This window comes from Tannerella sp. (assembly GCF_030528505.1).
Taxonomy (GTDB): Bacteria; Bacteroidota; Bacteroidia; order Bacteroidales; family Tannerellaceae; genus Tannerella.
In genome coordinates this window covers 96152-115199 of the sequence record NZ_JAUMYS010000001.1, presented here as the reverse complement: position 1 = coordinate 115199, position 19048 = coordinate 96152, and the positions used below count along the sequence as shown (strand labels likewise).

At 51.2% G+C, this 19048-nt stretch carries 19 protein-coding genes; 10 read left to right on the top strand and 9 right to left on the bottom strand.

Annotated features, from left to right (window positions below):
- Positions 1-160 precede the first annotated feature (160 nt).
- The 4 genes from cobC to Q4A89_RS00470 all read right to left on the bottom strand — a co-directional run bounded on the left by cobC (position 161) and on the right by Q4A89_RS00470 (position 3289).
- On the bottom strand, positions 161-688 hold the full coding sequence (gene cobC, locus Q4A89_RS00485; protein ID WP_303182865.1) for an alpha-ribazole phosphatase: 528 nt from the start codon (positions 686-688) through the stop codon (positions 161-163).
- A complete protein-coding gene (gene cobS, locus Q4A89_RS00480; protein WP_303182864.1) occupies positions 673-1464 on the bottom strand; it encodes an adenosylcobinamide-GDP ribazoletransferase in 792 nt (263 codons plus the stop codon). The genes cobC and cobS overlap by 16 nt, the downstream gene beginning before the upstream one ends.
- A gap of 2 nt (positions 1465-1466) precedes the next feature.
- Complete coding sequence (gene cobT, locus Q4A89_RS00475) at positions 1467-2507, bottom strand: nicotinate-nucleotide--dimethylbenzimidazole phosphoribosyltransferase (protein WP_303182863.1); 1041 nt, start codon at positions 2505-2507, stop codon at positions 1467-1469.
- Positions 2508-2605: 98 nt separating this feature from the next.
- Positions 2606-3289 carry a hypothetical protein gene (locus Q4A89_RS00470; RefSeq protein WP_303182861.1) on the bottom strand — a complete coding sequence of 228 codons (684 nt, stop codon included), beginning with the start codon at positions 3287-3289 and terminating at the stop codon, positions 2606-2608.
- A 149-nt stretch (positions 3290-3438) separates the two neighbouring features.
- Between Q4A89_RS00470 and Q4A89_RS00465 the strand changes: the two genes are divergently transcribed.
- The 9 genes from Q4A89_RS00465 (at position 3439) to tsaE (ending at position 9990) form a co-directional block, all read left to right on the top strand.
- The gene (locus Q4A89_RS00465) at positions 3439-4032 is read left to right on the top strand and encodes a TetR/AcrR family transcriptional regulator (RefSeq protein WP_303182860.1); all 594 of its coding nucleotides are present in this window, start codon (positions 3439-3441) and stop codon (positions 4030-4032) included.
- A 35-nt stretch (positions 4033-4067) separates the two neighbouring features.
- Positions 4068-5048: a nitroreductase family protein gene (locus Q4A89_RS00460; protein WP_303182873.1), complete on the top strand. Its 981-nt coding sequence runs from the start codon at positions 4068-4070 to the stop codon at positions 5046-5048.
- Between the two features lie 141 nt (positions 5049-5189).
- The gene (locus tag Q4A89_RS00455) at positions 5190-5882 is read left to right on the top strand and encodes an NAD-dependent deacylase (RefSeq protein WP_303182859.1); all 693 of its coding nucleotides are present in this window, start codon (positions 5190-5192) and stop codon (positions 5880-5882) included.
- Positions 5883-5992: 110 nt separating this feature from the next.
- Positions 5993-6469, top strand: coding sequence for a DUF4252 domain-containing protein (locus Q4A89_RS00450; protein WP_303182857.1), 477 nt, complete (start codon positions 5993-5995; stop codon positions 6467-6469).
- Between the two features lie 12 nt (positions 6470-6481).
- A complete protein-coding gene (locus tag Q4A89_RS00445; protein ID WP_303182855.1) occupies positions 6482-6970 on the top strand; it encodes an RNA polymerase sigma factor in 489 nt (162 codons plus the stop codon).
- Between the two features lie 3 nt (positions 6971-6973).
- Positions 6974-7492, top strand: coding sequence for a hypothetical protein (locus Q4A89_RS00440; protein WP_303182854.1), 519 nt, complete (start codon positions 6974-6976; stop codon positions 7490-7492).
- A 1-nt stretch (position 7493) separates the two neighbouring features.
- The gene (locus Q4A89_RS00435) at positions 7494-7982 is read left to right on the top strand and encodes a DUF4252 domain-containing protein (protein ID WP_303182852.1); all 489 of its coding nucleotides are present in this window, start codon (positions 7494-7496) and stop codon (positions 7980-7982) included.
- Positions 7983-8026: 44 nt separating this feature from the next.
- On the top strand, positions 8027-9571 hold the full coding sequence (locus tag Q4A89_RS00430; RefSeq protein ID WP_303182851.1) for a bifunctional response regulator/alkaline phosphatase family protein: 1545 nt from the start codon (positions 8027-8029) through the stop codon (positions 9569-9571).
- Complete coding sequence (gene tsaE, locus Q4A89_RS00425; RefSeq protein WP_303182850.1) at positions 9568-9990, top strand: tRNA (adenosine(37)-N6)-threonylcarbamoyltransferase complex ATPase subunit type 1 TsaE; 423 nt, start codon at positions 9568-9570, stop codon at positions 9988-9990. Before Q4A89_RS00430 ends, tsaE begins: the two co-directional genes overlap by 4 nt.
- On the opposite strand, the gene Q4A89_RS00420 is transcribed toward tsaE, so the two are convergent.
- The 3 genes from Q4A89_RS00420 to Q4A89_RS00410 all read right to left on the bottom strand — a co-directional run bounded on the left by Q4A89_RS00420 (position 9987) and on the right by Q4A89_RS00410 (position 14966).
- Positions 9987-11117: a DegT/DnrJ/EryC1/StrS aminotransferase family protein gene (locus Q4A89_RS00420; protein WP_303182849.1), complete on the bottom strand. Its 1131-nt coding sequence runs from the start codon at positions 11115-11117 to the stop codon at positions 9987-9989. The genes tsaE and Q4A89_RS00420 overlap by 4 nt on opposite strands.
- Positions 11117-13177: a methionine--tRNA ligase gene (metG, locus tag Q4A89_RS00415; RefSeq protein ID WP_303182847.1), complete on the bottom strand. Its 2061-nt coding sequence runs from the start codon at positions 13175-13177 to the stop codon at positions 11117-11119. The genes Q4A89_RS00420 and metG overlap by 1 nt, the downstream gene beginning before the upstream one ends.
- A 70-nt stretch (positions 13178-13247) precedes the next feature.
- Positions 13248-14966 carry a DEAD/DEAH box helicase gene (locus Q4A89_RS00410; protein ID WP_303182872.1) on the bottom strand — a complete coding sequence of 573 codons (1719 nt, stop codon included), beginning with the start codon at positions 14964-14966 and terminating at the stop codon, positions 13248-13250.
- Between the two features lie 754 nt (positions 14967-15720).
- Here Q4A89_RS00410 and Q4A89_RS00405 point away from each other — a divergent pair.
- The gene (locus Q4A89_RS00405) at positions 15721-16464 is read left to right on the top strand and encodes a DUF6261 family protein (protein WP_303182845.1); all 744 of its coding nucleotides are present in this window, start codon (positions 15721-15723) and stop codon (positions 16462-16464) included.
- A 130-nt stretch (positions 16465-16594) separates the two neighbouring features.
- Here the strand turns inward: Q4A89_RS00405 and Q4A89_RS00400 are convergent, their stop codons facing one another.
- Positions 16595-17173, bottom strand: coding sequence for a hypothetical protein (locus Q4A89_RS00400; RefSeq protein WP_303182844.1), 579 nt, complete (start codon positions 17171-17173; stop codon positions 16595-16597).
- A 75-nt stretch (positions 17174-17248) separates the two neighbouring features.
- Entirely contained in the window at positions 17249-18940 is a 1692-nt protein-coding gene (locus Q4A89_RS00395) for a hypothetical protein (RefSeq protein ID WP_303182842.1), read from the bottom strand.
- Positions 18941-19048 lie beyond the last annotated feature (108 nt).

Here is a 19048-nt window from a genome sequence, read left to right as displayed (position 1 = left end):
AATTAAACATCTAAACAACTAAACGCCCGCAGGGCTATAAACACTTCAACATCTCAACCCCTCAACATCTCAACACCCGAAGGACTTTTCACTTTTCGTTTTTCACTTTTCACTTACTTGCGTTCATGATTCGTCATTGTATCTCTTCACCGGATATGATTTATAATTGAATCCGCACGATTCCGCCATAGGGGGAGAGGTTTCGGAGAGCTTCTTCAGGAGGGATGAGTCCCGCGTAAATCTGAGCAGCCATCAATACGCCGCCATGCGCAAAGACAGCAATCCGCTCGAAAGGCAAACGACGCGCCTCTTCAAGAAACGAGGCCACACGGCCGAACAGGTCTTGATACGACTCGCCGTTCGTCGTAGGAACATGGAGGTAATCGTCGTACCATTCCTCCATACGCGGATCGGTAATTGCGTCGAAACGTTGCATCTCCCAGTCGCCCATGTGCATCTCTTTGAGGCGGTCGTCACGGAGCGCCTCCGGATAGCCGCAGTAGGCGGCCAGCTTCGTACAACGGCTTAGCGGACTGGTATAAACGGCTTCAAATGTGTAGCAGTCCAGCTCTTTTTTGACGATCGAGGCTTCCGCTTCGAACGAGGGTTTCAGCGGTACATCCGTTTGTCCGTAGCACGTGCCGACGGGTACATCGACTGACGTGTGCCGTATCAGATAAATATCCATATGCAGTTTAAAGTGATGAAGTAAGACAATTCACACAAGAGGAAGGTCGCGCCGCAACAGTCGCCCGTATATCCGCCGATTCGGCGTCTCATGTATTGCACGAGCCACACCGTGACGCCGTTCGAGATGAAGGCGGTCATGCATATCCACATGGCCATGGAAGGCGTTTCTTTCAGGAAAAGGACGCAACCGAGCATCGGTACGAGAGCGAACAACAGCCCCATGGTAAAAGCTTGGGGCGACATCCGGTCGTATACTTTTTTAATTTTGCAATCTTTTTCTTCGCGGGCATAGGGCAGGAGATTGACGATTTGTGAAGCGCACCACTTAGACCATACATCGGCGAAAACGAGGAGCATGAGGAGCAGTTCGGGAGAACGTTGCGCGAGAGAAGCCGTCGAGGTAATCCACAGAACGACATAGACGACGAGTGCCAGTACGCCATACGTTCCGATATGCGAATCTTTCATGATGGTAAGCACCTGCTCCCGTGACCGTCCGCCGCCGAACCCGTCGAAGAAATCGGCCAATCCGTCTTCATGCAAGGCGCCCGTCAGTAATAACCGTCCGGTGAAAACCAGCAGAAGAGCTAAAATAACAGGCACATGAAAGAACAACGCTATCCCATAGATAGCTGCCATCACGCTGCCTGTCACCCAGCCCGCGAGCGGCCAGTAGCCGACGATGCGTTTGAAACTGTCTGCCGGCACACGCCGGAGCTTCCACCACGGCAGCCGGGTGAAAAACATCAGCGCGGCAAAGATATCGTCGATCATCCTTAGAAGTATTTTGTGATCTGACCTTTCCCGAACGAGTCCATCTCGTTGATCATCCGTACGGCCGACTCGACGAGCGGATAAGCACAGATAGCGCCCGTTCCTTCGCCCAGGCGCATCCCGAGATCGAGCAGAGGACGCGCGCCCAACGCTTCCAGCACGAGACGATGCCCCGCTTCGTCACCACAATGCCCGAAGACAGCATACGAGAGGACATCGGGATACAGACGCGCCGCGGCGAGGATGCAGTTTGTCATGATGAACCCGTCTACCAGAATGAGCATCTTCGCCTCCGCCGCCTGCAACATCCCGCCTACGGCCATCACCATCTCATACCCTCCGAACCGGCTCATTACCTCTTCGGTCGAACGTTCGCCGGGAGCCTGCTCCAACGCGCGGCGGAGCACGTCGTACTTGTGCCGGATGCCGGCACTGTCCAGCCCCGAACCGGCCCCGACGCATTGCTGTAACGGAATATCCGTCAGACAAGTCATCCATAGCGATGATGACGAAGTATTACCGATCCCCATCTCTCCGAAGCTGATAACGTTACATCCTGTAGCATGCACGTCGCGCACAACGGCAGCTCCACGTTCCACGCACAGCTCCATCTCTTCACGCGTCATCGCCGGTTCATGCAGATAGTTGCGTGTGCCTTTGCGCACTTTCTGATTGATAATCCCCAGTTCGGGCGGAAAATCGTAATCGACTCCCGCGTCAATCACCCTCAGTGTAAAACCGTGCTGACGACAGAGGAAATTGACGCCTCCGCCGTTACTTTGTATGAAATGAATACATTGTTGCCATGTTACTTCTTTGGGCGATACGCTGACACCCTCTTCCGTGATGCCGTGGTCGGCGGCGAAAATAAGATTGAACGGCTGTCGTAATGACGGGCTAAGCGTCTGCTGAATCAGGCCTATTCGTAAGGCCAACTCTTCGAGGCGCCCGAGTGAACCTTTCGGCTTCGTCAGGTCGTCGATCTTTTCCTGTAACGCTTCACGGATTTGCTCATCAGGCTTTTGGATATGGAATTGCTTCATGATGGAGATACTTTACCGCGACAAATTTACGCAAACCAAAAAGAAATATCGTTATAAAAAGATTGAGCGTCACCGACTATATGCCGTATTTTGCTCGCTTACAGAATTCGCCCCGTCAGACGGAACGAAAGAACCGGGTAAACGACCCATTTCTGTAAGGTGTGCGAAAGCTCAGCTCCGTTGACGTTCGCCTTGCCCAGGTTCGTCCCGTGTCTGTCATAAATATCGGGCTTGCCTTGTACCATCGCTCCCAACTCCATCCGGAAGCCGACTCTTCGCACGGGAATAGCACGTCCGTACCCGATAGCCACATACGGTTTAAAAACGCTCGTACGCACTTCGGCCTTGATCCGTCCATGCTCCGCCGGAATGACGTAGCCGTCCCATTTCAAGTCGCGATCCGACTGTCCGTTCAGCTTCGCAATCGCCCTGTTTCCAAGATAGAAACCTCCCGACACGAAAAAGGCCGAACGGCTCGGATAGAAATCGAGCAATACTTTGCTGTTCACCATCCGGAACTTGCCGTTTATGTCGGTTCCGTTGGCAAACTCTTTTCCATCATGATACAGATTCATATTCGCGGTAAAATCTAACGCGAGAGCAGATACCCCACCCCGCAGCATCCATTTCGGATGTAACGAAGTGACCAACTCTGCGTCTATCCCGGTCGTACCCATCGAGAGTCCTACGCCCAACGATGAAAAAGTTCCTCTGCCTTGCGCTGCCGTATGCATGGATACCATCCATCCGCATACCATTAATAATACCGTAATCTTTTTCATTTCTTTTTCAAACTTGCAGCAAAAATACAACAGGTTACGATGATTTCGAAAAAAAACGTTCATTTTTTTTCTCGTTTCTCTTGCGTGTTACCGGAAGGTAACGTAGTTTTGCGGTTACTTATCGGTAACATTACCATTGAGGAGGAGACATGAAAGATAGAGAACGTACGGAGAAAAAGATTCTCGACGCAGTCGGAAGCATTATCGCGAGCAACGGCTTTGAGGGGATAGGGATAAATGCCGTAGCCCAAAAAGCGGAAGTATCGAAGATGCTTATATATAGGTATTTCGGGGGGGTGGATGAGTTGATTTCCAGTTATCTTCTCCAAAAGGACTACTGGGTGAACACGAACATCGATTTCAGCGAATCGTCCGACATCGGCAAAAGTCTGAAACGATTGTTCCGTGAACAGATCCGGCAGATGCGCAGCGATATTACACTGAGACGATTGCATCGGTGGGAATTGTCTACGGCAGATCAGACGGTCCGTCTTTTGAGGGAAAGAAGGGAACGGAACGGCTGTGAACTGGTAAAAGCGGTCGGCGAGCTGACCTGTTCGCCCCACGCGGAGGTTGCCTCTTTGGCAAGCATCCTTTCGGCATCCATCAGCTATCTGGTTTTGATGGAAGAACAGACGGCCGTGTATAACGGCATCGATTTGCAGAGCGACACCGGATGGGAGCAAGTCGCGCAAGGAATCGACCTGATGATCGACTTATGGATGAAACATATACGACCATGAAAAAAATCATATTCATCGTTTTATTTTTAGGTATAATGAACCGTATATTCGCACAAAACGCAGATTTTCTGTTCATGATTGAGCAGGCAGTGAAAGCTCCTTCGGGACACAACACGCAGCCGTGGCTGTTTAAGACAGGAGAAACAGAGATCGAAATCCGTCCCGATTTTACGAAATCGTTGCCGGTCGTCGACCCCGACAATCGGGAGCTGTTCGTGAGTCTCGGATGCGCCACGGAGAACCTTTGCATCGCCGCGTCGCACAAAGGATATCGCACGAAGGTTGCTGTGGAGGAAGATGGAATCATCCGGATCACTCTTGCGAAGGAAGAGGGGGCCATTCCTTCTCCGCTGTTCTCTCAGCTGTCCGTCAGACAAACGAACAGAAGCGTTTATAACGGGAAGATCATCCCCGAAGACAGCATCCGACGCCTCAAATCCATCGCGCCGGAGCCTTGTGTAGGCATTCATTTCTTCCCAAACGGCACCTCGGAGTTTGAGGCTATTTCGGAATTGATTTATGAGGGGAACAGTCGGCAGATGCGGGACCAGCACTTTCTGGCCGAATTGCGGCAATGGATGCGCTACAACAAGAAGCATCAAGACACGACAAGAGACGGGCTGAGTTATGCCGTATTCGGTGCGCCCAATCTGCCGCGTTTTATCTCGGAGCCGATTATCTCCAAGGTGATCAATGAGAAATCTCAAAACAAAAACGACCGGAAGAAGATCGCCTCCTCGTCTCATTTTATCCTGTTTACCACCCGAAACAATACGATTGAACAGTGGGTAAACGCAGGCAGGACTCTGGAGCGCATTCTTCTGACGACCACCGCTATGGGAATTGTTCATGCGTATATGAACCAACCCAATGAGATTCCGGAGCTTGCACGAAAGATGGCCGAAATACTGGGTATGACCGATGAATACCCTACCGTCCTGATACGCGTAGGGTATGGAGAAAAGATGCCCTATTCCTTAAGGAAAAGCATCGAGGAGCGGATGGTGAAGGAATAGTTATGGGACAACACGCATTCCGAGAATCGCTCTTCGGGCTGTTCGGAACGAATTGCATGAGACTTTTCTGTGATTTCTGATGAAAAAGACGTACCTTCGAAGTCTGAAAAACGTTATGTCTCATTTTAAAACGCAATCGTCATGAAAAAAATCGTTATTCTTACAGGAGCCGGAATGAGTGCGGAAAGCGGAATCTCCACGTTTCGCGACTCGAACGGATTATGGGAAAATTATCGGATTGAAGACGTGGCTACGCCCGAAGGGTTCATGAAGAATCCGCAGTTGGTTCTCGACTTCTACAATCATCGCCGTCGCGAATTGCTGAATACCCAACCGAACGACGGACATCGCGGTCTGGCTGACTTGGAAAAAGATTTCGAGGTGCATATCATTACACAGAACGTCGACAACCTGCACGAACAGGCAGGCAGCACCCACGTCATTCACCTGCATGGGGAGTTGATGAAGTCCTGTTCGGTCAAGGACCTCGATCGTCCGTACGATATTTCGCCCGAGCAGCCCGATCTGCATGTCGGAGACAAAGCACCCGACGGCGGACAGCTGCGTCCCTTTATCGTCTGGTTCGGTGAGCCTGTGCCGAAGATCGAAGAGGCGATCCGATATGTCGAGGATTGTGATATTTTCGTCGTGATCGGCACCTCGCTCAACGTCTATCCTGCGGCCGGATTATTAAACTATGTCCGTAAGGGGCAGCCTATCTTCCTGATTGATCCGAAAGAAGTGAAAGCGTATCGCAGCGATATCGAATTTATCCGGTGTGGTGCTTCGGAAGGGGTAAAGCAACTGACCGAGCGGTTGAAGACGATGCGGTAAAAAAAGTTGTAACAAAATATGCACTGCTCCGTCTTCTCCATGACGGGGCAGTTTTCCGATCGGCCGAAGGAAGCGTTCTGCCTTTGTAATGAACTTAAAAAAGAAGAACAATGAGAAAGAATGTTTTAATCATGTTGTCGGTAGTCCTTATGTGTCAGGGCTGCTTGTCGAAAGGAAAAAAAGAAGTTGCCGAACGCACGAACAGTCCGGTAGAACAATTATTCCGTGATTTCGCGAATGAGAAAGGCACCGTGCGCATGGGCGTCGGGGGAATGGTGATGGCATTTGCGCGTTCATTTGCCGATACGAGAGGAGTCACGGGCGTGAAAGTCTATTCGTTCGGTGAGTGCAGTCAGGAGGTAAAAGATCGCCTGAACGAAGCGATCCGATCGTTAAAAGACGATACGTATGAGACGCTTGTCTCGACGAGTCAGGACGGAGAGCGTACAAAAGTACTGGTCAAGATCAAAGAGGATCGGATTCGTGAGCTTGTCGTTATAACCGGCGGAAGCGATCCGGCGCTCGTACAGATCAAAGGAAACATCAAACCGGAAGATATCGAAAGCCTGATAAAGGAGCATCAATAAGCTTCGCATACGATGACGGCAGAGAGCTTTAAACAACGCTACTTTTCCTTGCATCCAAGGCTGTACCGGGTTGCGTTCGCCATCTTGAAGAATGAAGATGATGCGGCCGATGTGTTGCAGGATGCGTACTGTAAACTTTGGGACAGCCGTGAGCAACTGCGTGCAGTCGATCATCCGGAAGCTTTCTGTGTCACGATGGTAAAACGACTCTGCCTTGATATGCTCCGGTCGCCGAAGTCGGCACGGAAGAGCGAGGTCGAAGATGCTTTTGTCGCAGACGAACAGACTCCCGGCGAATTGTTAGAGCAGAAGGAGATGCTGCAACGAGTCAGGATGTTCATGCAACGACTGCCGGAGAAACAGCGCCGCGTACTTGAACTGCGCGGATACGCCGACTGTTCCTTGGAAGAGATCGAGCACATCATGGGCGAAACTTCCGCCAACGTGCGGGTACTGCTCTCGCGGGCACGAAATACATTAAGAATGAAAATAACGAATTGAACGATGGGAGACCGAAAAGACATAAAAGAATTGTTGGCCGCTTTTTACGCGGGCACGACAACGCGTGAAGAAGAGGCGCGACTGAAAGCATTCTTCGACGAGGCAGACCTGCCCGAACGATGGCATGCCGACCGCGATATCTTCCGCGCTCTCTACGATCCCGAGCACCTCATACTGCCGGAAGATATCTCCGACCGACTCGAACAGGCGCTCGACCGATATATCGGAGCCTCACATCGGTCGGGGAAGCAACCGGGCAAAGTAAGGAGACTCTACATCGCGATCGGGAGTGTGGCGGCCGCCGCGTTGCTCTGCGTGGCCTTGTTCTTTATCGGGCAGCATCGACAATCCGCGCCTGTTACGGCCGATACGTTTACCGATCCGCACGAAGCGGAGCTTGTTGCGACAGAAGCCTTGGCGCTTGTCTCGATGCACCTGAACAAAGGGATGTCTCCTTTCGAGAAGGCGCGAAAGAATATGGACAAGACGAATGAAGTACTTGAAAAATTAAATTTGAAATGAGATGAAAACGAAATATCTATTGTTAATTGTGTGCATTGTGTGCAGCGGGTGGGCTTCGGCTCAGCGGCATAACCTCTTCGACAAATACGCCGATCAGGACGATGTGACCGTCATCAACATCTCGAAAGCGATGTTTAAGATGATGGGAGGAAGCTTGAAGAAAAGCTCCAACGCGAAAATCGATCGGGTCGATATAACCGGTATTGTCGATAAGATCGACAACCTGACGGTTCTAACTTCGGATAAGAGCGGGCTGAAAGAGAAGATGTATGCCGACTTCAGCGCGATGATAGCGAAAGATCGCAGCTACGAGGAGCTGATGCGAATCAAGGACGGTAAGTCGCGCGTGACGTTTAACATTAAAAAGCGCGGAGAGTTGATTAACGAACTGATTATGCTTGTCAACGATGAAGATGATTTTGTCATTATTCAGATTGCCGGCAGCTTTACGCTGAAAGATGTGCAGAACATTACGTCACATATACAATAAAGTAAGGCCCGGCTACGTTCAGTCTACAACATGATTCCGGAAATATGAGAAAAGACAAGATACTTTGGGCGGACGACGAGATCGATTTGCTGAAACCTCACATTCTCTTCCTCGAAGAGAAAGGCTATGAGGTTACGCCTGTCATCAGCGGACAGGATGCCATCGACTGCTGCAGGGAGCAAACCTTCGACATTATTTTTTTAGACGAAAATATGCCCGGTCTGACGGGGCTCGAAACACTCTCCACCATCAAAGAAATCGCTCCGACGGTACCGGTCGTGATGGTCACCAAGAGCGAAGAAGAAAGCATTATGAATCAAGCTATCGGAAACAAAATCGCCGACTATCTGATTAAGCCGGTCAACCCGAATCAGCTGTTTCTTTCAATCAAGAAGAATCTGCATAAAGACGATATCATTACCTCAGCCACGACCGTGAGCTACCAACAGGAGTTCGGGCGCATCGGGATGCAGATCGGCGATTCGTTGACGGCCGACGACTGGATGGAAGTCTATAAGAAGATCATCTATTGGGAGCTGGAGCTGGAAGAGAATCAGGTGCAGATGCAGGACATGTTGATTATGCAGAAGCGAGAGGCCAACAATGCTTTCGGCAAGTTTATCAAAAAGAATTATCTGGATTGGATACGCTATCCCGATCAGCGTCCACTGATGAGCCCGGACTTGTTTAAGAAAAAAGTCTTTCCGTTGTTGGATAAAGAAGAGAAAGTCTTTTTCATCCTGATCGATAACTTCCGGTTCGACCAGTGGCGCGTAGTGAAAAACTTGCTGTCGAGTTTCTTTACGGTCGATGAAGAGATGTATTACAGCATCTTGCCGACGGCGACACAATATGCGCGGAACGCGATCTTTTCGGGCTTGATGCCGGCGCAGATCGAGGAAATGTTTCCCGAACTTTGGGTCGACGAAGAGAGCGAAGAAGGCAAGAATATCAACGAAGAACCGTTGATCCGTACGCAAATCGAACGGTTCCGCAAAAAATATTCGTTCTCGTATCACAAAGTATATGACTCGCATTTCGGCGAGAAGCTGCTGAACAACCTGAATGAACTTATGCACAACCAACTTAATGTGATTGTGATTAACTTCGTCGATATGTTGTCGCACGCGCGTACGGAGAGCAAAATGATTCGTGAGCTGGCGCAAACCGAAGCGGCATACCGAAGCCTGACACGCTCGTGGTTCCAGCACTCTACCACGCTCGACTTGTTTAAAAAACTGGCAGACAAAGGATATAAAGTGATTGTCACGACCGATCACGGAACGATTCAGGTTGACTCGCCGATCAAAATTACCGGAGACAAAAATACAAGCACGAACTTGCGGTATAAACTCGGAAAGAACATGTCCTGCGACTCCAAGTATGTCTTCGAGATCAAAGACCCGGCCAAGGCGGGCTTGCCTTCTCCTCATCTGAGCACAAGATATATCTTCGCAACCAACGAGTCGTTTTTCGCTTATCCGAACAACTATAATTATTATGTCCCTTACTATCGGAATACGTTCCAGCACGGAGGTATCTCGATGGAAGAGATGATGATTCCTTTCATAACGATGCAACCCAAATGAAAACGCTTCATATAACAGACCTGAGCGCCATCCGTGAGGCGGCGAGAGAATTTATCGGCGATATGGAGACAGGAGGCCGCGCTGTCTTTGCCTTCTACGGAAAGATGGGCGCCGGAAAAACGACATTCATCAAGGCCGTCTGCGAAGAGCTTGGGGTAAAAGACGTGATCAACAGTCCGACCTTTGCCATTATCAACGAGTATGCCGTTCCCGCATCGGAACGGTCGATTTATCATTTCGATTTTTACCGTATCAATGAGATCGGTGAGGCGCTCGACATCGGAACGGAGGATTATTTCGACAGTGGGGCGTGGTGCTTCATCGAATGGCCCGAAAAGATCGAACCGCTTCTGCCCGATGATACGGTCTGCGTGACTCTTACCGAGCAGGAAGACGGCACGCGTACCGTCGTTTACTAAACCACTTGATAGAACTCGCGAATCTGCTCGACGATGTAGGCCTGCATGTCTTCCGTCAGTTCCGTATGCATCGGCAGCGACAATACCTCGCGACTTAGCCGTATGGCCTCCGTCATATCGCCGGAGGCACGGGCAATCCATTTATACGCTTCCTGCTCTTGCACAGCCATCGGGTAATACACCATCGAAGGGATGCCTTTTTCTTTCAGGAAGGCCTGCAAGATGTCTCGCCGTCCATTCTTCACTTGCAGCGTATATTGATGATAGACGTGCGTCGAGAAAGGCGACTTCGCCGGGATGCAAATACCGGATATCGGGCTCAACTCCTTGTCATAATATTGTGCGGCTTTCTGACGAGCTTCCGTAAAACTTTTCAGATGGCGCAGCTTGACGTCTAAGACAGCCGCCTGCAACGTGTCGAGGCGCGAGTTACAGCCGACGATGTGATGATGATACTTCTGACTTTGGCCATGATTGGCGAGCATCCGGACGCGCTCGGCCAATCGTTCGTCGGAGGTGATGACGGCTCCTCCGTCGCCGTAGCATGCCAGCGGTTTGGTCGGGAAGAAGGACGTCGTACCGATGTGTCCGATCGTGCCGGCTTTCTTTACCGTTCCGTCGGAGAAAGTATAGTCGGCGCCGAGCGATTGAGCATTGTCTTCGATCACGCCGATTTTGTATTTCGAGGCGAGCTTCATCACCGGCTCCATGTCGCAGGCCTGTCCGAAGAGATGAACGACGATTATAGCCTTCGTTTGTCGCGTAATGGCTTGTTCGAGTCGTTCCACGTTCAGGTTGAAGCTGTCGGGGCACACATCGACGAGGATCGGCGTGATGCCTAAGGAGGCGATCATCTCGGCGGCCGCAATGTAGGTGAACGCCGGGAGGATGACTTCGTCTCCGGCCTGTACATCCCATGCCTGTAAGGCCAAACGGAGCGCGTCCGTTCCATTCCCGCACGGGATTACGTAAGGCACTTGCAGGTAATCGGCCAAATGTCCGCAAAACGTCTGCACCTGAGGCCCGTTGATAAAGGCCGTGGCGTTCAGTACCTCTTTTACGGCTTCGTCGATTTCTGCTTCGAGCCGCCGATACTGGCTTTTCAGGTCGACCATTTGTATTTCCATCACTTCACTTCGCTTCCGGGTTCAACTGCTTTCTGAGGCATCACGACGGACAGGCTTCCGTCGGCGTTCTCGGCCGAGAGAATCATTCCTTCGGAGGTGATGCCTTTGAGCTGCCGCGGGGCAAGGTTGGCGATAAAGCATACTTGTTTGCCGACAAGCTCTTCGGGCTTATAATGTTTGGCGATACCCGATACGATCGTGCGCCCGCCCAATCCGTCGTCGATTTTGAACTGCAGGAGCTTGTCCGCTTTCGGTACTTTGGTACATTCCAGCACTGTGCCTACGCGGATATCGAGTTTGGTGAAGTCGTCGAACGCGATGGTTTCGCGTATCGGTGCGGCACGGCGCTCGGCTGCTTCGTTAGCCTTCTTCGTATCGAGCAGTTTCTGTATCTGCCGGTCGATGACGGCATCTTCGAGCTTCTCGAACAGCAATGCGGACTTGCCGAGCTGATGACCGGCTTCGAGGAGATCGACCGAGCCTAAGCGATTCCAATCGAAACGGTCGATGTTCAGCATTCGGTTCAGCTTCTCCATGCTGAAGGGTAAGAAAGGTTCGAAAACGATGGAGAGGTTCGCCGTGATTTGGAGCGCGATATGGATGATTGTCTCGACGCGTTTCATATCCGTCGCGGCGAGCTTCCACGGCTCGGTATCGGCCAGATACTTGTTGCCGATGCGTGCCAGATTCATCGCCTCGCGTTGTGCGTCGCGGAAATGGTACGTATCGAGCAGTCGTTCGACGGTTGCTTTTACATCGGCAAACTCGTGCAGCGTTTCGCGGTCGTAGTCGGTCAGTTCGCCGCAGGCCGGCACTTTTCCGCCGAAGTATTTCTCCGTTAAGACGAGGGCTCGATTGACGAAGTTGCCCAGAATAGCAACCAACTCGTTGTTGTTGCGTGCCTGAAAATCTTTCCACGTAAAGTCATTATCTTTCGTTTCAGGAGCGTTAGCCGTCAGGACATAGCGCAGGACGTCCTGTTTGCCGGGCATTTCTTCCAAATATTCGTGCAGCCAGACCGCCCAGTTGCGGGAGGTCGAGATTTTATCGTTTTCGAGATTGAGAAACTCGTTGGCGGGTACGTTTTCGGGTAGGATGAACGAGCCTTCGGCCTTGAGCATGGTCGGGAAGACAATGCAATGGAAGACGATGTTGTCTTTGCCTATGAAATGTACCATCTTTGTCTGGCTGTCTTTCCACCACGTTTCCCATTCGCCGTATTTTTGCGGGTCGGAGTCGCACAGTTCCTTCGTATTGCTGATGTATCCGATCGGAGCATCGAACCATACGTATAATACTTTTCCTTCGGCGCCTTCGACGGGTACGGGAATTCCCCAATCGAGGTCGCGGCTGACGGCGCGCGGTTGCAGACCCATGTCGAGCCAGCTCTTGCACTGTCCGTACACGTTCGATTTCCACTCTTTATGGTCTTCGAGAATCCATTGACGGAGGAAAGGCTCGAAGCGGTCGAGCGGCAAATACCAGTGCTTCGTTTTTCGCATGACAGGCGGATGTCCGCTGATCATCGACTTCGGATTCTTCAGGTCGGTCGGGTTGAGCGAGGTACCGCAACTCTCGCACTGATCGCCATAGGCATGTTCGTTGGAGCAATGCGGGCAGGTGCCGGTGATGTAGCGGTCGGCGAGGAACTGTCCGGCTTCCTCGTCGTAGTATTGTTCGCTTTCTTTTTCGATGAAAACGTTATTCTCATAGAGAGTCCGGAAGAAGTCGGAAGCCATCTTGCGATGCGTATCGGAAGTGGTTCGCGAGTAGACATCGAACGATATGCCGAAGTCCGCAAACGTTTTCCGGATCAGGCTGTGATAGCGGTCCACAATGTCTTGCGGCGTGACGCCTTCCTTCTTGGCGCGCAGCGTAATGGGTACGCCATGTTCGTCGGAACCTCCGATCATGAGCACGTTCTCGCCTTTGAGGCGGAGATAACGCGTATAGATGTCGGCAGGAAGATATACGCCTGCCATGTGGCCGATGTGTACCGGTCCGTTGGCATAGGGGAGCGCCGTAGTCACCAATGTTCTTTTGAAATGCTTTGTTTCCATCTTTTTCTTACTTTCGGGACGCAAAGGTAGTTAAAAAAGAACGAAGATGAGGAAGAGACAGGTCGGAAATTTACGACCGTCCGCGGTTCTTACGGCGTGAGGACGTTTGTCGCCATGGCTTTTCGCGTCCCGGACGGCGTGATGCACCGCCTCGGCCGTCGGGTTGCTCGGTTTTCCGCTCTTTTCGCCGGCCTTTCCCTGCGTTCGCGGAATCGTCGCCGCGGTCCATCTTCACGAAGATAGAACGCCCGTCGACTTCGTACTGATTCATGCTGTCGACTACTCGTTGTGCTTCGCCTTTGTCGACCTCGAAATAGGAAACCTTCTCGCGCAAGTCAATACGGCCGATCTCGACCTTGCGGCCGGGCACGCATCGGTTGATGAGTTCGATGACTTGGGCCGGGAAGAGGCCGTCGGCCTTTCCGAAGTTCAGGGTAAGGCGTTTGAAGCCGTTCTCGGCTTTCTGGGCGCGGCGACTCGAGCGTTCGGACTCTTTTTTGCCGCGAGCCGAGGGCTCGTCTACGTCTTCAATCTCTCCGGCGTCGCGGTAATAATCGATCATCCGGTTAAATTCGAGCGATATCAGGCGTTTGATGATATCTTCCTTTTCGAGCCATTCGAGTTTGCGGAACACGGAGGGCATGAGCGAAGCGATTTCTTCTTCGTTTACTTTCACTTTTTCGAGCTGGTCGATGAAGTAGAAGAGTTGCTTTTCGCAGATGGCGTCGCCCGAGGGCAGCGTGCCTTTTTCGAATTGTTTGTTGACGATTTTCTCTATCTGTCGTATTTTACTTTTCTCGCGGACGTGGCAGATCGAGATCGAGACACCCGTTTTTCCGGCGCGTGCGGTACGTCCGCTGCGATGCGTGTATGATTCCACATCGTCGGGCAGGCCGTAATGAATCACGTGGGTAAGATTGTCTACGTCGAGGCCTCGCGCCGCTACGTCGGTGGCCACAAGCAACTGCAAGTTGCGGATGCGGAACTTTTGCATCACGTAATCGCGTTGCGCCTGACTCAGTTCGCCATGGAGCGAGTCGGCATTGTAGCCGTCCTGAATAAGTTTGTCGGCGATTTCCTGCGTTTCTTTGCGGGTGCGGCAGAATACGATCCCGTAGATGTTGGGATAAAAGTCGACGAGCCGTTTAAGCGCGAGGTATTTGTCTTTGGCATGCACCATATAATAAAGGTGGCGGATATTTTGATTCCCCTCGTTTTTGCGTCCGATGATGATTTCTTTCGGGTCGCGCATGTATTCTTTCGTGATCCGTGCAATCTCCTGCGGCATGGTGGCCGAGAAGAGGAGCATGTTACGCCCCTCGGGTACTTCGGCCAAAATAGCGTTGATGCTTTCGGAGAACCCCATGTTGAGCATCTCGTCGGCCTCGTCGAGGATGACGTGCTTAATTTCTTGCAGGTTAACCGTGCGTCGGTTCATCAGGTCGAGCAGGCGTCCGGGCGTAGCCACGACAACGTGCACTCCTTTTTTGAGAGCTTTGATTTGGCTGTCGATGCTTGATCCTCCGTAAACGGGCAGAACCTTGAGCGCGTCGATGTATTTGGAGTAGTCGCTCAGGTCGCCGGCGATTTGCAGACACAGTTCGCGGGTGGGACAGAGGATGAGAGCCTGCGGTGTTTGTTTATGTATGTCTGTTTTTTGCAGCACGGGCAGACCGTAGGCCGCGGTTTTTCCCGTACCGGTCTGTGCCAATGCGATGACGTCGTTATCTTCTCCCAGCAGAAAAGGAATCACTTCCTCTTGTACCGGCATGGGGGCTTCGTAGCCCATCTCGCGGATCGCCTTCAAAATAGGTGAGGCAATCCCTAATTCTTCAAATGTTTTCAACTGATTTCTTTATTGATAAGGCCGCAAAGGTACGGATTAATTCGGAATATCGGGGTAGAAACGTTTTTTTTCTTCCTGAAAGTATCGAATTTCATCTTTTTTCATTATCTTTGTTGGCGTATGATGTATGGCGCTGTTTATCTGCGGTAAGCGTACCTCCGGAACGCGGCGCCGGAATCCGTCGGAGCGAAGCATCGGATTGCCCGAAAAGGCGATTGTCGGGATCCGGACATGAAAAACGCTTTAAACGATATCGGCGACGGATAAGGTAAATGCTGAGAAAATCCTCAAATACGGGCGCTTTTAGAGCAAACTATCGCGCGAGCTTTTAAAATCGTTGCTTTTTAGGGCTGACAGGTAGTGCACGTTGTTAAAATCGCCTCATTTAGGGGCAAACAACCGTGAAAATCCCGAAATGCGGCTCTTTTAATGCCCGACAAGCGATGTTAGCCCTAAAAAGCGGCTCTTTTGGGAGCAAACAAACGCGTTGGCCCCTAAAATCATTGCTTTTGAGGATTGGCAAGCAGTGTTAGCTCTTAAAATCGTTGCTTTTCGGAGCGGACAATCACGTAAACTCCCGAAAGCATCGCTTTTTATAATCGACGCGCGATGCAAGCCCTGAAAAGCGCCTTGGGCGGCAGAGAAAAAGAAATAACCGAACTTTGTTCAAAACAAAGTTCTTTAAATAGAATCGCTTATGAAAGGAAAAAGATTCGCAGTAGCCGGAATGACTCGATTTACGAATGCCCGGCACGTCCATTTTCACATGCAGACGTATGAAATGATTGGACAGTATGGATTCGACAAGGTGAATGTACCGTTGACATTGTCGGACGAGTGGAAACGTTGTATCGTCCTTGAGACGGAACTCAACAATCAAGCGCGCGCTCACGCCGATACGGCGCGCCTGATCCAAATTGATGCCGAGCGCGACAGTCTGACGACGTTCCTCTTCGGCGCCATCCGTAACGCGACCTCCTCGCCGTTTGATACCCACAAAGCCGCAGGCGAAGAATTAATGATCATCATCAGACCGTACAAAAATTTGCAGCGGCAGGCGCGTGACCGCCAGACGGCTCAGACGGAAGGGCTGATGCTCGACCTGAAGAAGCCTGAAAACGCGGCGCGCATCACGATCTTGGGGCTTGACAATACGGTGGAGCTTCTGGAGAAGTCGAACCGGAGATATCAGGAGATCAGAAGCGGACTGACGAGCCAGAAGGCGGCCGAAATGGTAGAGGGACTCTCAAGCGTTCGCCCGCAGACGGACGAGATCTATCATGCGGTAACCGATCGGGTGTTTGCTTCGTACCTGCTTACGCCCGACGCGCAGCGCAAAGAAGAAATCGGAGCATTGATAGACCGGATCAATCTATTCATCGCCGAACAAAAAGCGGCTTACAAGCAGAGTCAGGCGCAAAAGACGAAAGGCGACGAATAACGAGGCGAAGAAGTACGGTACGCTTCTTCGGTAAGTAACTGATTGGCGAGGGCTGATGCTCTCGGAGTGTAAAAATGGGCGAATTGCATGAAGTTGCAGTTCGCCCATGATGGTATCGGGTAGCCCGCGGCTATTTGAGCACGAAAGTACGGAGAATTTCCCTGCCGGCCGATTGCGCAGGGTTGTCGTTCTCGATTACGTAGCTGAACGCAAGCATGTATGCTTTCCCGTTTTTTACCCAGATGTATAATTCGTTTTTGGTCGTGAACTTACCCGGAAAATCTTGGGTGTAGACAACCATTTGACAGTCGCGTCCGGCGCGTTGGATGCGCTTGCTCTCAATAATGTTTTCACGAAGCATCTTCAGGGCGGCCTTGACATACTGGTCGAGGTCGTATCCCGTACCTTTCAGGCTTTCGGTGACGAGCGAGATGTTTTCGCGAAACTGATCGTCGGCGTCTGTTTGCGGAGAATAGATGAAAAACTCCGTTCCTTCCACATCGGTCTTCTGCATCCAGTCTTTCGGATAGCGGATGGTGTAATCTTTTCGGTCGATGACTTTCCAGTCGGCGTATAAAGAACGTATCCCTTCGTCAGACAAGCTCGTCGAATCCTGCTCGGCGGCGTTCTTCTGCCCTGCCTGGCCCGTTTTTTGGTTGCAGGCCGTGATCATGCAGAGTGCACAGATCCATAAAAAGTACTTTTTCATACGATTTGGAATAATAAAGGGCGGTAAAATCCTTTTTCAAGATTTCGCCGCCCTTTGGGTATAAAAACAAAACGATTATCGAATTACGTTGATAAAGGCCGAGTTCGTCGCGTATTTCGCGAATTCGAGATCGTTGGCTGCCTCCTTAGCCAGCGACTGTTTTTTACCGATCGCGGCTTTCAGATGATTAACCACGCCGTCCGCGTCGTTTGTGCGCGCGGCTACGACGGCCTTCAAATAATCCGTTACGGCATCCGGGCGCGTCACTGCGTTGAGTGTCTGCGACGCCTTGCTGTAGTCCTTCGTCATGATCTGAGCCAAAGCGGCGTTGTTCGTCTTTGCCGCGCCGAACGAGCTGACAGCCTTCGCGTAGTCGCCTTGTTCAAGATAAAGGATACCCAGTGCTTCGCCTAATTCGGCTACGTCCGAAGCGCCACCGATCAGTTGCTGAGCTTTTTCCTTATCTCCTCTCGTGAGGGCGATGAGACCGAGGTTGATGTTCGCTTCGCTGTTCGGTTTCACGCTGTTCGATTTGTTGAACATCTCTTCTGCCTTCTTCAGGTCGCCCGCGTAGAAGCGTTGCATCCCGATGTTGTTCCATGTACGATAATCGTCCGGGAACTGCTGGCTGGCTTTCGTATAGATCGCTTCCTTGTCCGTATCATTATTCGTCAATGTAGCGGCATACAGAAGCTCTTCCACATTGAGCGCTTTCGGATCGGTCTGAGCCAGACGGCTGATTTCTTCGTCCGATTTGCCGATGATTTCGATATTCGCCGTCAGACGCGAGCGACGGAGTTGCGGCAGAATCTCGTCGGCCAACGATTTGAATACCGACGAAATGTTCTTGATTTCGCGTTCGCGTTCTTCCGGGTCTTTGTACATCGACAGTACACGGAGCACCAAATCCTTGTCCTGCAAATTCGATTTCGATACCAGTTCTTTGAATCCTTCCCAGTCCTGAGCCGTATAGTTCGCATCAACGGGAATATCGATACGCTGTTTTTTCAGTTCGCCTTTCACGTAGCGGGTTGTGTTGGCTTCACGTTTTTCGGCCAGTGTCTCGTTCAGTTTCAAACCACCGTCGGGCGAAGCGTAAGCGGAAACTTCGACCGATACATTCTGGTTCGGAGCGTCGTTGGCACTCTTGATCCGGTTTTTCCAGTCGCTCAACTCGTTTTTCTTCAGCTCGTTCGAGCGAAGCTCGGCTTGCTGGATGAGGAACAGGATGTTCGCATCGTACGCTTCTTTGATGATGCGTTGAAATTTGTCTGCTCCGACGGCCGGGTTGGCTGTAGCAGCATTGGCAAGTGCCGAAGTGGCCACGACACCGTCGGCAATCTTAATGTCCGGCAGACGCACGACTTTATTTTTAATCTTGGCATCGAACGTCAGGTACAGCGCCGACTTTTTCATCTCCGGTTTGTATTTGAACGACGATTTCATCGTCACATTCCCTCCTGTGCCGTATGCGATGGTCTGGTTGTTGGCTCTCACCTTTTCTCCCTGATACGTATAGGCCGTACCCCATGTCTCGCCCGTGGCGTAACGCAATACCGGCGTAATCGTCACCACGGCGTTTTTGTTGAACCACTTCGCCGGATAGGCAATGTTGATGGTAACAGGTACCTGACCGCCCACTGCTTCGAGCGGCTGCGGATCAGCTTTGATATAATCGGTTGATAACGGCTTTAACTTCCCCGAACAGGAAGCCAGTGCAAAAATTACGGCCATTGCAAGGAATGGCAGAAAAATCTTTTTGTTCATGATGCGTGTTGTTTAATTTATATTTGTTTATATGTCTTCCAATAGCTTCGTCACGTCTTTCCCATGCGTCCTGAATACGGACTGCAAAACTAAGATAAATTCTCGAAA

What these genes read in the sequence shown, in the direction of transcription:
- cobC (WP_303182865.1), bottom strand. Translation starts at nt 688, where the DNA reads ATGGATATTTATCTGATACGGCACACGTCAGTCGATGTACCCGTCGGC.
- cobS (WP_303182864.1), bottom strand. Translation starts at nt 1,464, where the DNA reads ATGATCGACGATATCTTTGCCGCGCTGATGTTTTTCACCCGGCTGCCG.
- cobT (WP_303182863.1), bottom strand. Translation starts at nt 2,507, where the DNA reads ATGAAGCAATTCCATATCCAAAAGCCTGATGAGCAAATCCGTGAAGCG.
- Q4A89_RS00470 (WP_303182861.1), bottom strand. Translation starts at nt 3,289, where the DNA reads ATGAAAAAGATTACGGTATTATTAATGGTATGCGGATGGATGGTATCC.
- Q4A89_RS00465 (WP_303182860.1), top strand. Translation starts at nt 3,439, where the DNA reads ATGAAAGATAGAGAACGTACGGAGAAAAAGATTCTCGACGCAGTCGGA.
- Q4A89_RS00460 (WP_303182873.1), top strand. Translation starts at nt 4,068, where the DNA reads ATGAACCGTATATTCGCACAAAACGCAGATTTTCTGTTCATGATTGAG.
- Q4A89_RS00455 (WP_303182859.1), top strand. Translation starts at nt 5,190, where the DNA reads ATGAAAAAAATCGTTATTCTTACAGGAGCCGGAATGAGTGCGGAAAGC.
- Q4A89_RS00450 (WP_303182857.1), top strand. Translation starts at nt 5,993, where the DNA reads ATGAGAAAGAATGTTTTAATCATGTTGTCGGTAGTCCTTATGTGTCAG.
- Q4A89_RS00445 (WP_303182855.1), top strand. Translation starts at nt 6,482, where the DNA reads ATGACGGCAGAGAGCTTTAAACAACGCTACTTTTCCTTGCATCCAAGG.
- Q4A89_RS00440 (WP_303182854.1), top strand. Translation starts at nt 6,974, where the DNA reads ATGGGAGACCGAAAAGACATAAAAGAATTGTTGGCCGCTTTTTACGCG.
- Q4A89_RS00435 (WP_303182852.1), top strand. Translation starts at nt 7,494, where the DNA reads ATGAAAACGAAATATCTATTGTTAATTGTGTGCATTGTGTGCAGCGGG.
- Q4A89_RS00430 (WP_303182851.1), top strand. Translation starts at nt 8,027, where the DNA reads ATGAGAAAAGACAAGATACTTTGGGCGGACGACGAGATCGATTTGCTG.
- tsaE (WP_303182850.1), top strand. Translation starts at nt 9,568, where the DNA reads ATGAAAACGCTTCATATAACAGACCTGAGCGCCATCCGTGAGGCGGCG.
- Q4A89_RS00420 (WP_303182849.1), bottom strand. Translation starts at nt 11,117, where the DNA reads ATGGAAATACAAATGGTCGACCTGAAAAGCCAGTATCGGCGGCTCGAA.
- metG (WP_303182847.1), bottom strand. Translation starts at nt 13,177, where the DNA reads ATGGAAACAAAGCATTTCAAAAGAACATTGGTGACTACGGCGCTCCCC.
- Q4A89_RS00410 (WP_303182872.1), bottom strand. Translation starts at nt 14,966, where the DNA reads ATGGGCTACGAAGCCCCCATGCCGGTACAAGAGGAAGTGATTCCTTTT.
- Q4A89_RS00405 (WP_303182845.1), top strand. Translation starts at nt 15,721, where the DNA reads ATGAAAGGAAAAAGATTCGCAGTAGCCGGAATGACTCGATTTACGAAT.
- Q4A89_RS00400 (WP_303182844.1), bottom strand. Translation starts at nt 17,173, where the DNA reads ATGAAAAAGTACTTTTTATGGATCTGTGCACTCTGCATGATCACGGCC.
- Q4A89_RS00395 (WP_303182842.1), bottom strand. Translation starts at nt 18,940, where the DNA reads ATGAACAAAAAGATTTTTCTGCCATTCCTTGCAATGGCCGTAATTTTT.